Genomic DNA, 13640 nt, shown 5'->3' on the forward strand with positions numbered 1-13640 from the left:
AACTTTTATAAAGATTTATAAATAAGTTTTAAAAAATGTTAAACGGGGAATTAATTTAAAGCAAAAGGAGCACAAAGCCTGAAAGTAGGAATGATTACTTTAAAATTTTTGGTATTGGTAAAGTTAATCATATTGAAATGGCCTTTCATGGCTCCGTAAGGAGAAGAAAGGAGGCAACCAGAGCTGTAAGTGTGATTTTCTCCTGGTTTTAAAACCGGTTTTTTGCCAATGATACCTTCGCCATCAACAATTTCTATATTGTTTAGAGAATCAAAAATTTCCCAGTGACGAGAAGTAAGTTGCACTGAATCTTTACTGTGGTTTTCGATGGTGATATGGTAACTAAAGGCAAAGTGAATTTTGTAGTTCTTGAAGTAAGTGCCTTCAAAACTAGTCAAAACGGTAATTTTTATGCCTCTTGTTATCTGAGAAACCATACTAATGTGGTAAATAGTTGTGCTTAACTGGTTCAAAATTACAAAATTTTCATTTGCTTTTGTTTATTTTTAAATGTTTTTTTAATTAATGATGTTCAGGGAATTAGCAGTTCCTTTTCCGATGATTCTGTCGTAGCGTCCGGTGTTTTCTTTATAGTAAACTAAAATGGTATATTCGTTTTCAGTTTGATAGAAATTTCCGTCGATTGCATTGGCGTTATCAATGATTCCTTTGCTGTCTGCAACAACATATTGGAAATTGGTAAAACCTTGTTTGATTAAGACAGCTTTTTCATAGATACCTTTTTTTTCATTATAATCCATCATGTATTCCGGGGAAAGACTGTAATTGTTGAACATTCCGCTGATATAGATGTTTTTGTTGAGTCGGAACGTAGGTGCTGAAAGGCTAAAATAGACCCAGGCGTAATCGGCTTCCACTTCGTTATTGCTTGCGTTAGTGTTTTTTACAACAAAATTACCGTTGATGTCTTCAAATAGTGTGTAAGGAGAATTGGCTCGAGCATTGCTGGTGTGCAGTAGGCAATTGTAAATGTCTGTGCTAAAATCAACACGGGCTATAAAATTGCTTGCAACCCGAATGTCTTTGTTTTCGAAATAAAGAAATTCATTTCCTGCCCAAAATTGGGTTTCTGTGTCATACTTGTAAATTAAGTCGTTCCCAATGGTGTATTGTGGTTTGATATTTTTTATTTCAGAATTAAAATTACCGTTTTGAATAAGACGGACATTGATGTTTTTTAATGGATTTTGAAAAGTAATAGTATTGGATTTTATTGCAAAATCTAAATTGTGCATGTATTCGATATTGCTTACGTTTCGGGCTCTTTTTATTTGTAAAGGAATTGTAGCGATGTTTTCGTAAAGCATGAATTTTCTCGACAGCACAACTTCCTTGTCCTCATTGAGAATTTTAAGAATATAATTACCGCTTAGACGCAATTGCTGGGTGAATTGGTTTGGGAGGCTCAGCTTGTAATGAGAATAAATTTGCAGGGTGTTGAAAGAATTAGTGTAGTTCTGAATTCTTTGATTGTCAAATCCTTGTAGGTATTCGTTTTTTGGGATATTAGTTGGGATCCAGTTATAATCGCAATGAACAATTTCGTAGTAATAATTGGCTTCATTACCAAAAAGGTCGTCAAACTGAAACTGAAAACTACTTCCTAATTCAAAAATTGGAACCATATTTTGGTCGTTTTGAACAAAGGAAACTGTTTTTATGTTGTATGGGGGAGCTATTTCTTTTTCGGTTTGAGCTAAAGAAGGATTTATTGAAAGTACTAAAAGAAAAAATAAGATTATTTTGAAAAAAGACTTTGCCATTTTGTACTACTTAAGATTTTGTAAATATAACGAATACTCCTTGTTTTTATTTATTAAATAATTTTCAAAAATATTTTTCGTGTGTATTTTCTGTTAAATAAAATGTATCTTCGTTAGCTGTTAAGAATTATCTTATTGTAACTTTATTTGGCTATATGAAAAAAATCAACAATTTAGTATTCGGAATGATGGTGTTTCCATTGGCTGTTTTTGCACAGCAAATCGATTTTTCAAAAAAAATTCCTTTTGATCCAACTGTAAAAACAGGAAAACTTGAAAATGGTTTGACCTATTATATCAAGAAAAATACCAAACCAGAGAAAAAAGTTGACCTTAGGTTGGTGGTAAATGTAGGTTCTATTCTTGAGGATGATGACCAACAAGGATTGGCTCATTTTATGGAACACATGTGTTTTAATGGCACAAAACGTTTTCCTAAAAATCAGTTAGTTGATTATTTGCAAAGTATAGGAGTAAAGTTTGGACAACATTTAAATGCTTATACCAGTTTTGATGAAACGGTTTATTTCCTGCCTATTCCATCAGATAGTCCCGAGAAATTAGAGAAAGGTTTTCAAATTCTGGAAGACTGGGCGTTTAATACTGTTTTGAGTCCTGAAGAAATAGACAAAGAAAGAGGTGTTGTTTTAGAAGAATACCGTTTGGGTTTAGGTGCCCAAAAACGAATGTTGAGTCGTTATATTTCTAAATTAATGCACAATTCGCATTATGCAGAACGTTTGCCTATTGGGAAAAAAGAAATTTTGGAAAAATTCAAATACGAAACTTTAAATCGTTTTTATACGGATTGGTATCGACCAAATTTGATGAGCGTAATTGTTGTGGGAGATATTGATGTTAACGAAATGGAGCAAAAAATCATCTCTCATTTTTCGACATATAAAAATCCAACGAACGAGAAGGTCAGAAAAACTTTCGAGATTCCGAATCACAAAGAAACTTTTGTAGCTGTTGAAACAGATAAAGAGGCTCCATCGGCTCAAATTCAATTATTGTACAAAGATTATGAAGCTCCAAAAACAGTTATAAATGTTGGAGATTTTAAAGATGATTTGGTTGAAGGTCTATTTACAACTATTTTGAATACTAGATTAGGCGAATTGGTTAACTCTCCAGCGCCGCCGTTTACTTATGGCTATTCTTATTATGGAGGTACTTTTGCTCGAAATAAAAAAGCGTTTCAATCGGTAGCGATGTCTCAGGAAGACAAACAATTGAGTGCTTTGAAAGTATTGGTTACCGAAAACGAAAGAGTTAAGAAATTTGGTTTTACCCAAGGAGAATTAGATCGATCTAAGTCTGAAATTCTTGCTTCTATTGAGAAAATGTATAACGATAGGGATAAAACCAATTCAGCAAATTTTGTGAGCGAATATCAGTCTAATTTCTTGAATAATAATCCTGCACCCGGTTTAGAATGGACGTATCAAACCGTAAAAGAAGTATTGCCAGTTATTAATTTGAATGATGTAAATGCTTTAATTAAAAGTTATTTGAAAGAAGACAATCGTGTGGTTATCTTAACAGGTCCAGAAAAAGAAGGTCTTAAAAAAGTGGCTGAACAAGAAGTTTTGGACGCTTTAAAAATCAATACAGATGCTATTGAGCCTTATCAGGATGCAGCTGTAGCAACTAGTTTGATTCGAAATGAAATTAAGCCGGGTAAAATTGTTAAGCGAGAAAGTAATCCAAAAATTGGAACCAAGATATTGATTTTGTCCAACGGTGCAAAAGTGATTTACAAGAATACTGATTTTAAAAATGACGAGATTCTTTTTGAAGCGGTTAGTTTTGGAGGGACTAATTTGTATTCTGATGCTGATATGAAAAAAGTGGAATTTGCTAACGGTGCATTGAAAGATGCTGGTTTTTCAGGTTTGAAACTAAATGATATCAATAAATTTATGACAGGAAAAAAAGCAAGTGTGAGACCTTATATTAGTGGTGTAACTGAAGGCTTGAGCGGAAATGCAACGCCTAAAGATTTGGAATATTTGTTCCAAATGACTTATGCTTATTTTACTGATTTGAATTTAGATCCAGAGGTTTTTGAAGCATACAAACAAAAGCAATCCACTTATTATAATAATCTGGCTTCTCAACCTAATTTTTATTTTCAGCAAGAGCTTTTTACCGCTCTTTATGAAGGAAATCCTAGATTTAATGGTTTAATTCCAAATGATAAAATCTGGAAAGAAACTGATTATACTTTGGCATACAATAAATACAAAGAACGTTTTGCTAATGCAGCTGATTTCGAATTTTATTTTGTTGGGAATATTGATGATAAAGTAATAGAAGAATATGCGGTTAAATATTTGGCTTCTTTGCCTTCTTCTAATAAAAAAGAAAAAGCAACTGATTTAGGATATAGAATGCTAAAAGGTGATTTGAAAAAAGTAGTAAATAAAGGTGCTGATCCTAAAAGTAATGTCATGATATTGTATTATGGAGATGCGAAATATTCGAATAAAGAAGCTATGAGTATGCAGGCTTTAGGCGAAATTTTGACTATAAAACTAATCGAACAATTGCGTGAAAATGAAAGTGGCGTTTATGGAGTTTCTGCAAGAGGAGGCATGAGTAAAGTGCCTTATGGATCTTATAATTTTTCTATCGGATTTCCATGTGGACCAGAAAACGCTGAGAAATTAACAGCATCAGCCTTAGAAGAACTTCAGAAAATTATAAATAACGGACCAGAAGAAAAAGATGTAGCTAAATTTAAAGAAGGGGAATTGCTTGAATACAAGAAGGACAGTAAAGAAAATAGATTTTGGTTGTCTAATTTCACGAGTTCCTATACCAAAGGGAATAGTGCAGAAGAGGTATTGAAATTTGAAGAATATGTAAATGCAATTACTGCTAAAGATATTCAGAATGTGGCTCAAAAATACCTGACAAAGGATAAAGTAATTGGGATTTTGATGCCAGAAAAAAAATAGATTTTCATTTAAAAGTAAAAACCTGTTTGCCGCGGCAAACAGGTTTTTTTATGATGTGAATTATTTAAAACAAACAGGGATAATTTCTCCTTTTGCTAAACAATATTTAGTAACTAATTCGGGAGCAATTTTATTAGTATAATCTTCTTCAATTACTTTAAAACCGATGCTTCTCAGTTTGTCGAAATAATCGCGACCATAAATACGTACATGGTCGTACTGCCCGAAAATTTTAGCGCGTTCTTTTTGGTCGGTAATACTGTCGTCTGCAAAAGTAACGTCTCGATTTAAATCCTGTGGAATTTGTAAAATTGCCATTCCACCCGGTTTTAATACACGATACAATTCCTGCATGGCTTTAGTATCGTCAGGAATGTGTTCCAAAACGTGGTTGCAAAGGATAACATCGTATTGATTGTCTTCAAACGGAAGATTACAAATATCAGCTTTTACGTCTGCTAAAGGCGAAAACAAATCGGTTGTGGTGTAATCCAGATTTTTTTGTTTTCTGAACAATTTGTAAAAAGCCTGTTCCGGTGCAAAGTGTAACACTTTTTTGGGAGCTGTAAAAAAATCAGTTTCTTCATTTAAATACAACCAAAGTAAACGATGTCTTTCTAACGAAAGTGTACTTGGTGAAAGCACATTGTTTCTTTGTTTTTCGTATCCGTAAGGCAACATCGATTTGAAGCTTTTCCCGTCAATAGGATCGGTATATTTATTTCCTTTTAATGAAAGTGCAATAATTGGACGCGCCAAATAACTCAAACGAATTAATAATGGTCGAGGAATAGTATTTAAGACTAATTTGAAGAGTTTTTTCATGGCTATTACACGGAGACTCGCAAAGCTATCACAGAGATTCGCAGAGTTCTTTTAAATATTTGTGTTCGAATTAATAAAACGTTTTATACTATTTCTTAAAATTTTTGAATTGTAATTGATTAATAGTCCGTATGGATAATTTCCTAATTTTAGATAGGTAAGTATTTGGGCAAAATGTACTGATGTGTAATTTTCGACTGTTTTTAATTCAATTACTAATTTATCTTCAACTAGTAAATCAATTTTGTAACCTTGGTTGAGTTCAATTTCTTTATATGTAATAGGTAATGATAATTCCTTTTCTACTTTTAGTCCTGCTTTTTGTAATTCATAAAATAAACATGCTTGATAAGCTGATTCTAAAAGTCCTGATCCTAATTCTCGATGAACTTCAATTGCTAATCCAATAACCTTATAAGAAAGTGCATTTAATTCTTCGCTTAACTCTAAATTGGCATTTTCTTCCATTTATCCGTATCTTTTATTAAATCTTTGCGAATTTCTGTGCTTTCTCTGATTGTCTCTGCGAAATAGCTTATGAAATTTGTATCTGATATATTAGATAATCAAAGGAACTTTTCTAAACTCATCTTCTTCGTTGCTTTCAATTCCTAAAGCTTTGTAGATGTAAGCGTAGGTAGACAGCAATTCGGGTTTTCCATCTACTAATGCGACATCGTGTTCAAAATGTGCAGATGGTTTTCCATCGGCAGTAAGAATTGTCCAACCGTCTTTTAATTGTTTTATGTTGCGGGTACCCTGGTTGATCATGGGTTCCAATGCGATAACCATTCCTTCAACAAAAAGTTTTCCACGACCTTTTTTTCCATAGTTAGGCATTTCGGGATCTTCGTGCATTTTTTGTCCTAATCCGTGTCCTACTAATTCACGAACTACTCCGTAACCATGACCTTCAGTATATTTTTGAATAGCATTCCCTACATCTTCTACACGATTTCCGGCTTTGAATTCGCGCATTCCCACGTATAACGATTCCTTGGTAACCTGTAACAGTTTTTTAGTTTCCGGAGCTACTTCGCCTACTTCAAAAGTATAGGCGTGATCGCCGTGAAAACCATTCTTGTAAGCACCACAATCAATAGAGATAATATCACCGTTTACAAGAGGAGTGTTATTTGGAATTCCGTGTACTACTTGGGCGTTTGGACTCATGCAAAGTGAATTTGGGAAACCATATAAACCTAAAAAACTAGGTACGGCACCGTGATCACGAATGAACTCTTCGGCTAATTTATCAAGATGTAAAGTGGTAACTCCTTCTTTAACTTCAGAAGCAAGCATTCCTAATGTTTTCGATACAATTAAGGCACTTTCGCGCATTAATTCTATTTCTTCACGTGATTTTACTACAATCATAGTTTTGAATTTTGAGTTTGCAAAATTACGATTTTAATTGATTTAATCAGGATTTGCTATAATTTTATACAATTCGGAGTTGGAATTGCAAAATTCATTTCTCAAAGCAATTGCATTCAACTGTGCTGTAATCAAGCTGCTTTCCCGGCTATTGATTAAAAACAAAGAGCTTTCCCCAAAGGAAAATAACCGTTCTTCAGATTGTAACATGGTTTTGTAATTAGCAACTAAATCATTGGCTAAAATATATTGTTTGTTTAACGAACTAATAACTTCTTTTTGAGCTTTGATTTTGTTCGAAAGCTGTAAACGCTCTAGATTAAGGCTGTTTGTTGTCTCCTGAATTTTATATTTGGCTAATTTGAGTCCGCCTCTTTCTTTTCTCAAAAAAATAGGATAGCTAAAATTGACTCCTATCTTATAATTTTCAAATTTATAGTTGTCAATATATTGAGGTTCGGAAAGATAGGAATAGCTGAGGTCTATTTTAGGTAAAAGCATATTGGCTTTTAATTTTTGTTCTACCTCAAGCATATCAATTTTAGTTTCTATTGCATTTATCTTAGGATGATTGTCAATGGTGAAATCCTGTGTTAATAAATCATTTGTTTTTAAAGTTTCCTGAATGGTATTTTCAATTTGTTGTTCAGGAAAAAGTGTTTCAGAAAGTTCCATTGGTATCAAATTCTCTAACCATAAGAAATTAGAAAGTTCGAGTTTAGCCTTATAGAGTTTTAATTTTGAATTTTCCAGACTCAATTGGCGACTTTTTAAACTAATTCCTGCTTCGACACTATCAATTGCTCGTTTGTCTCCTTGTTCAATAGAAGTTAAAATAGCATTATAACGTGTTTGCGCATTAGTGGTGTACTGACTGTACATTTGGAATTCGTCGTAATTTTTTTTCCAATTAAAATAAGCTACCGAAGCATCATATAATATGGCTACTGCTTGTAGTTTTCGTTCGGCTTGGCTCAATTGAATTTGCATTTTAGCTTTTCGCAAATCGGCCATTCTTTGGTTGATAAAAAGTCCCTGACCTACAGGTACCGAAATTCCAAAGGAGGTTAAGCCCGGATTAGGAACCGTGTTTTCGGGATTGAGGTAATAACCTTCGTTTTGATCAAAACCCGCTTTAATTTCGATTCCATACCAGGTAGGAATTTTAAAACTGCTATTCAAAATAGAATAATAGTCGGTGCCTTTGAATTGTTTTTTATCAAAATCTACTCCAATTTTCGGGTCAAATGCACCACGGGCCGTCATTAAATTAGCCTGTGCTTTACTGATTTCTAAATTAGCGGTTTTGACTAACGGATGAAATTTTTTGACATAGCCTAAATATTCATTGAAAGTAAATTCAGATTGTTTAGGCGCTTCTGTTTCTCCATTAGTTTGCTGTGCCTGAAGAATAAAAGTAAAATGCAGTAAAAATAAAATGAGGTATTTCATTATTTTTTTTCTTTAGATTTACTTGTTTTTTCTTGTACTTGATAATAGTCAGGAGGGAAACCGTTTAAGATTCTCCAAATTTCAAACCAAACAGGAACAGTATTTAATAAAGCTATCGTTTGAGCTCCGGAACCTATACTGATTTGTTTAGGCCATGAAGCTTCATCTTTATCCGGAGCTATTAGTACTCTGAATTTTCCATTGTCACTGATAAAATTTTCGACAGCTACAATTTTTCCTCCAAAAGTTCCGTAGGAGATGTCAGGCCAGCCCGAGAATACAATAGTAGGCCAGCCGTCAAACCATATTCTAACCTTTGCTCCCTTGGAAATTAAAGGTAAGTCTAATGGATTGACATAGGTTTCTACGGCAATATCATATTCAGAAGGCATTATGGTTGCTATGGGTGTTCCTTCTTTAATAGTTTCTCCAATACCTGCTTGTAAGGCTCTGTTAATATAGCCGTTTTGAGCAGCTTTGATGTAGTACATTCCGTTACGGATGCTGTAATTAGCATATTGGTTTTTTAATTTGTTTACCTGAGCATCGGTATCGTACTGGCTGCTTAATGCGGTGAATTGATCACTTTTGGCTTTAGCTGTTTTTTCACTGTATTCAGCATCAATTCGATTGAGTTCAACTTTAGCGTTGATTAATTCGTTTTTGCTGGTTAATAATTTATTTTCCTGAGTAATAATTTTGGCTTCAACTTCCTGAAGTTTTAATCTTTTTTCTTCTACATCGGTCAGGGGTTTTAGACCTTCTTTGTTCAATTGTACAGTACGATTAAATTGAGTGTTGGCAATTTTGAGTTGTGTTTTTACCGCAATTAAATCCATAGAGTCGCTTTCTATCTTGAAAAGGGATTGTCTAATTTTGTTTTTTGCCTGTTCCAGTTTAAGTAGTTTTTCATTTTGAATAGCCTGAATTTGAATAGACAATGCACTTACCTTAGAGTCATAAGATTCCAAAGCTTGTTTTTTAGCGTCAAGCTGATTCTTAGTATTTGCAACTAAGTTAGGATCCATGTAATCTTCTTTGATTTCAGAAATATAAAGGATGGTGTCTCCTTTGTGAACAAAATCGCCTTCCTGAACGTACCATTTTTCAATTCTTCCTGAGATTACACTTTGAATTGACTGGGGTCTTTGATTGGGTTTTAATGTGGTTACAGCTCCTTTTCCGGAAATATTTTGAGTCCACGGAAGGAATAGCCCAATTAAAGCCAGAATGGAAACTATAGTTATTATTCGGTTCAGTATTTTATAATGCGGTCTCTTAGCCAGCGATTTAACGGTGTTGTAGCGATCCAGGAATGTTGAACCGTGTTCGTTATTATTAGAAATATTAAGCATAATTTTGATTTTTAGTATCTAAAATAATTTTTCCTTTTTGCATAGTAATTTTTCTATTGCATTTTGTTTTCCAATATGGATTTTTTGAAGAAACAACAATTGTCCATTTGTGTTCTTCGGAGGTTAAAAAGTCAATGATTTCATTGGCTACTTTTTCGTCCATAGTGTCCGTAGGATCTTCAAGAAATAAAATTTTAGGTTTGTTTACAATGCTTCTGGCTAATAATATTTTTTGAGCATTAGAGGATGATAGCTGTCTTCCTTCAGGGAAAATAGGAGTCATTAAACCTTTAGGCAAAGATTTAATGAAACTGCTGAGTTGTACACCATCAAATGCCCATTTTAAAGTTTCATCAGTAATATTTTTGTTTTTAAATGTAATGTTGTCAATGACAGTGCCTTCAAAAGGAGTTTCACCATGAATGATGCTCGAAACTTGTGCGCGGTACTGATTGATATTTATTTTAGTAAAACTGTCATCATTGATGTACATCACTCCGGATGATGGTTGAATAAGTCCTGATAAAATTCGGATCAGGGTTGTTTTTCCGGAACCATTTTCTCCGTCAATAAAAATATGTTCCGATTGTTGAATTTTCAGAGAGATATTGTCTAAAATTTTGTTTTTTGAATCAGGAAATCTAAAACTAACATCATCTACTTCTAATGCTATTGAAGTATAACAATTGTCATAGTCAATAGGGAATTCTTCTTCTAAATCCATGTCGGTTATGGTTCCTATTTTTTCTATTGAAGTCAATACATCGTAGAAAGTTTCCAGTCCCAGGATTATTTTTTCGACCGAATTAATTACCAATAAAATAATAATTTCGGCAGCCACAAATTGACCAATATTCATTTCCTGTGCTAACACCAGATAACCTCCTATTGAAAGTAAGCTGGCAGTAATGATTACTTTAAACACAATTAATTGGCTAAACTGTGATTTGATTACGGCAAAATGATTTTCTCTTGAGTTGAGGTAATTAGTCAGTATTTTGTCGTTTTTTTCTAAGGCGTAATCATGGTGTAACTGGTTTCGGAAACTAAAGTTGTTTCTGGCTATTTCCTGAAGCCAACCCGCTATTTTGTATTTGAATTTAGATTCTGTTAAACTGGTATTTAGACCTGAAACATAAGAAAATCTAAAAATGAAATACAGTAAAGCAAATAGTAGAATACCAAAAAAGATAAAATAGGAATGGTATAATGAGAGTAAGATGAGTCCGAAAACAATTTGGAGTAAGGCGGCCGAAAAATCTAACAATAGTTTTGAAGTTCCTTTTTGAATTACTAAGGTGTCAAAAAAGCGGTTAGCCAGTTCAGGCGGATAATTGTTATAGAATTCTTCAAATTTAATTTTTGGAAGACGTACAGCAAATTCATAAGAAGAACGGATAAATATTTTTTGTTGCAAATTTTCAGTTATTCGCAACTGCATTAGAGATAAAATACCCACTAAGGCCACACCAAAAACAACCAGAATAATTAACATGATCCAGGAAACACTAGCTCTTCCTGATTGAATAAAATTAGTTATCGCCTGAATCCCTAAAGGCAATGATAAACTAATAATTCCTGAAAAAATGGAATAAAAAAACAGCTGATAAACGTCTTTTTTATCCAGTTTTAATAAGTTATAAAATCGTTGTAAAGGCTTCATAGATATTTATTTTTTTAAGGCTTTGGTTATAAGGTCAAGGTAGAAATCAGTTGGCGAAATCAGATCACTACAGTCGGTTATTGTTTTTAGGTGTTCGTTAAGAAAATGCTGGTGCAAACTTCCTTCTACTATTGTTGAAGCCAGACTTTTAGAATAAGGATAATCAGGATTAACGTCATAAATCATAGTGGCTAATTGATTGATTATTCTTTTATAGACTAAAAAATATCCTTCCTTGTTGTCTTCATCTACTTCTTTAGTGTAAAGAGCTTTGTTGAATTCAGCGATGATAATTTTATTTAAAATGGCTTCATTAATATGTTTGGTGTTGTCATCGTCTTTAATTTTTTCGGTAACAACTATTATTGCTTTGGTTAGTTTTTCTACCGGATTGTTAATGTTATTAGTGGCAAGAACAAGTCTGTATTCCATCCAACTCCAATACCAGGAGGATAGATATACAACTAATTTATGCTTGTTTTCAAAATACCTGTAAATGGAGCTTTCGTTAGACTGAATTTGTTCACCCAATTTTTTAAATGTAAAACTTTCTAAACCAATTTCGTCTATTAATAAAATGCTTTGCAGAATGATTTTTTTACCTAATTCAGATGTTTCAGGATCTTTCAGGTAGAGCTTCTCATTTACTTTTATTTTTAAATTTCCTAACAAATCCATTGCTATTCATTTTTGTGCAAATTTAATAGCAATACTTTTAATTTCGTGTTTTTAACATATAATTATGCTAAAACAAAGCGTTTTCTAATGTTGTTTTAATGTTGGAGTTGCTTTTGGTGTTATTTTTAGTGCAAGGTTAGTTTAATTTATAATTAGATTTTTTAGAAAATATTTTATAGGGTATTGGTGATTTGAATTTCATTTTGAATCTAGGATGCATTTATAATTAAGAAATAGATTGGCATTCCTATTGTTATGTTTATGGGAAAGGTTACTGCAAGTGCCATTGGTAAAAAAAGCCCCGGATTTGCTTTCGGTACAGTTATTTTCATAGCTGCTGGTACAGCAATGTATGAAGCACTAGCTGCTAATATTGCAAACATAAATCTATTACTAATGTCATCGGTAATTAATGAGCTTATTATTGCAAACAGACAACCGTTAAACAATGGTATTAATATGGCAAATAGGGAAGGGAATAGCCCAAAAGAGAAGAATGATTGTAGTTTTCTACCGCTTGTTATTCCCATGTCTAAAAGAAATATAGCAAGGAATCCTTTGAAAAGATCATTAGTAAAAGGAGCAATACCCTCTGCTTGTTTGTCACTAGCCATAAAACCTATAGTTAAACTTCCTAGAATTAGTAGCACGCTTCCATTAGTTAACGAATGTTTTAGTATTGAATTCTTTTTAATAGTTTTGGATTCTTTTTTGTTAAAGATAGATATTAAAACTAATCCTATTATTATTGCGGGTGACTCCATTAATGCCATTATCGCAACCATGTGTCCATGGAGTTTTAATTGTTGTGCTTCGAGAAATGAAACAGCAGTCACAAATGTTACTGCACTAACCGATCCATAGGCTGCTGCGATTGCTCCCGAATCAAATATGTTTAATTTTTTCTTCAAGATAAAGAATGTATATAAAGGGATAAATATCGAAATGCAAATTCCGAATACCATAGACCAAGCTATTTCGCTAGTAAAGGTTTCGTGTGATAGTTCTTGCCCTCCTTTAAAGCCTATGGCAAATAATAAGTAAAGTGAAATAAATTTAGAGGAGTTTTGGGGTATTTCTAAGTCACTTTTTAAATATACTGCAATAATACCCAATACAAAAAAAAGTAAAGCAGGGTTGGTGAGGTTTTCAATTAGTAGATTAAAATTCATTTCTGTTCTGGTTTATGTTTGTATTATTATTTGAGCTTTCGGGATTTTTCAAACTAATTTGTATTTCTGACCAAATCATTAATTTTTTTTTCTCCTTTTCTGCTTTTAAAGATGTTTCCAAAAACGATTTTAAAACTAATTTCAATTCTTCGGTTTTTTGGATGGCTTGTAAGTCATGTTTGCCATATCTGATTAATGAACTAAAATCCTTTTTTTCATAAAAGCTAATTTTGCTCAAAAGGAGATTGCTTAAAACTTCTCTAAATTCAAAAGGAGTAAATTCTCCCTCGATTAATTTTAATTTTTGCATATGATTTGTTTTAAAGATGATGCAAAAATGGATATTAAATTTTATATATTTTTATTTA

12 protein-coding genes are annotated in these 13640 nt (G+C 32.8%); 1 reads left to right on the forward strand and 11 read right to left on the reverse strand.

What is annotated here, in order from left to right; genetic code table 11:
• Positions 1–50: 50 nt before the first annotated feature.
• On the reverse strand, positions 51–437 hold the full coding sequence (gene apaG / locus BIW12_RS09475; RefSeq protein ID WP_066326834.1) for a Co2+/Mg2+ efflux protein ApaG: 387 nt from the start codon (positions 435–437) through the stop codon (positions 51–53).
• 81 nt (positions 438–518) lie between these two features.
• Positions 519–1784 (reverse strand): type IX secretion system plug protein, encoded by a 1266-nt coding sequence (locus BIW12_RS09480; protein ID WP_071184901.1) that lies wholly within the window; start codon positions 1782–1784, stop codon positions 519–521.
• A gap of 155 nt (positions 1785–1939) precedes the next feature.
• Here BIW12_RS09480 and BIW12_RS09485 point away from each other — a divergent pair, with 155 nt between their 5' ends.
• Complete coding sequence (locus BIW12_RS09485; protein WP_071184902.1) at positions 1940–4750, forward strand: M16 family metallopeptidase; 2811 nt, start codon at positions 1940–1942, stop codon at positions 4748–4750.
• A 60-nt stretch (positions 4751–4810) separates the two neighbouring features.
• Here the strand turns inward: BIW12_RS09485 and BIW12_RS09490 are convergent, their stop codons facing one another.
• From BIW12_RS09490 to BIW12_RS09530, 9 genes are all read right to left on the reverse strand, one after another.
• Positions 4811–5575 carry a class I SAM-dependent methyltransferase gene (locus BIW12_RS09490; RefSeq protein ID WP_071184903.1) on the reverse strand — a complete coding sequence of 255 codons (765 nt, stop codon included), beginning with the start codon at positions 5573–5575 and terminating at the stop codon, positions 4811–4813.
• A gap of 51 nt (positions 5576–5626) precedes the next feature.
• Complete coding sequence (locus tag BIW12_RS09495; RefSeq protein ID WP_071184904.1) at positions 5627–6043, reverse strand: GxxExxY protein; 417 nt, start codon at positions 6041–6043, stop codon at positions 5627–5629.
• Positions 6044–6133: 90 nt separating this feature from the next.
• Positions 6134–6952: a type I methionyl aminopeptidase gene (gene map / locus BIW12_RS09500; RefSeq protein ID WP_071184905.1), complete on the reverse strand. Its 819-nt coding sequence runs from the start codon at positions 6950–6952 to the stop codon at positions 6134–6136.
• Positions 6953–6994: 42 nt separating this feature from the next.
• Positions 6995–8404: a TolC family protein gene (locus tag BIW12_RS09505; RefSeq protein ID WP_071184906.1), complete on the reverse strand. Its 1410-nt coding sequence runs from the start codon at positions 8402–8404 to the stop codon at positions 6995–6997.
• Positions 8404–9759 carry an HlyD family secretion protein gene (locus BIW12_RS09510; RefSeq protein WP_071184907.1) on the reverse strand — a complete coding sequence of 452 codons (1356 nt, stop codon included), beginning with the start codon at positions 9757–9759 and terminating at the stop codon, positions 8404–8406. The genes BIW12_RS09505 and BIW12_RS09510 overlap by 1 nt, the downstream gene beginning before the upstream one ends.
• On the reverse strand, positions 9752–11422 hold the full coding sequence (locus BIW12_RS09515; RefSeq protein ID WP_071184908.1) for a peptidase domain-containing ABC transporter: 1671 nt from the start codon (positions 11420–11422) through the stop codon (positions 9752–9754). Before BIW12_RS09515 ends, BIW12_RS09510 begins: the two co-directional genes overlap by 8 nt.
• 6 nt (positions 11423–11428) lie before the next feature.
• Positions 11429–12100, reverse strand: a complete 672-nt coding sequence (locus BIW12_RS09520) for a TetR/AcrR family transcriptional regulator (protein ID WP_071184909.1) — start codon at positions 12098–12100, stop codon at positions 11429–11431.
• Between the two features lie 209 nt (positions 12101–12309).
• Positions 12310–13272, reverse strand: a complete 963-nt coding sequence (locus BIW12_RS09525) for a sodium-dependent bicarbonate transport family permease (protein ID WP_071184910.1) — start codon at positions 13270–13272, stop codon at positions 12310–12312.
• The gene (locus BIW12_RS09530) at positions 13262–13582 is read right to left on the reverse strand and encodes a hypothetical protein (RefSeq protein ID WP_071184911.1); all 321 of its coding nucleotides are present in this window, start codon (positions 13580–13582) and stop codon (positions 13262–13264) included. The genes BIW12_RS09525 and BIW12_RS09530 overlap by 11 nt, the downstream gene beginning before the upstream one ends.
• Positions 13583–13640: the final 58 nt, after the last annotated feature.

This window comes from Flavobacterium commune (assembly GCF_001857965.1).
In the GTDB taxonomy this organism is placed as follows: Bacteria; Bacteroidota; Bacteroidia; order Flavobacteriales; family Flavobacteriaceae; genus Flavobacterium; species Flavobacterium commune.

Bases quoted from the DNA above. Each gene is read 5' to 3' on its own strand.
- BIW12_RS09505 (WP_071184906.1), bottom strand. From the start codon at position 8,404: ATGAAATACCTCATTTTATTTTTACTGCATTTTACTTTTATTCTTCAG.
- BIW12_RS09485 (WP_071184902.1), top strand. From the start codon at position 1,940: ATGAAAAAAATCAACAATTTAGTATTCGGAATGATGGTGTTTCCATTG.
- BIW12_RS09520 (WP_071184909.1), bottom strand. From the start codon at position 12,100: ATGGATTTGTTAGGAAATTTAAAAATAAAAGTAAATGAGAAGCTCTAC.
- map (WP_071184905.1), bottom strand. From the start codon at position 6,952: ATGATTGTAGTAAAATCACGTGAAGAAATAGAATTAATGCGCGAAAGT.
- BIW12_RS09480 (WP_071184901.1), bottom strand. From the start codon at position 1,784: ATGGCAAAGTCTTTTTTCAAAATAATCTTATTTTTTCTTTTAGTACTT.
- BIW12_RS09530 (WP_071184911.1), bottom strand. From the start codon at position 13,582: ATGCAAAAATTAAAATTAATCGAGGGAGAATTTACTCCTTTTGAATTT.
- apaG (WP_066326834.1), bottom strand. From the start codon at position 437: ATGGTTTCTCAGATAACAAGAGGCATAAAAATTACCGTTTTGACTAGT.
- BIW12_RS09525 (WP_071184910.1), bottom strand. From the start codon at position 13,272: ATGAATTTTAATCTACTAATTGAAAACCTCACCAACCCTGCTTTACTT.
- BIW12_RS09490 (WP_071184903.1), bottom strand. From the start codon at position 5,575: ATGAAAAAACTCTTCAAATTAGTCTTAAATACTATTCCTCGACCATTA.
- BIW12_RS09510 (WP_071184907.1), bottom strand. From the start codon at position 9,759: ATGCTTAATATTTCTAATAATAACGAACACGGTTCAACATTCCTGGAT.
- BIW12_RS09495 (WP_071184904.1), bottom strand. From the start codon at position 6,043: ATGGAAGAAAATGCCAATTTAGAGTTAAGCGAAGAATTAAATGCACTT.
- BIW12_RS09515 (WP_071184908.1), bottom strand. From the start codon at position 11,422: ATGAAGCCTTTACAACGATTTTATAACTTATTAAAACTGGATAAAAAA.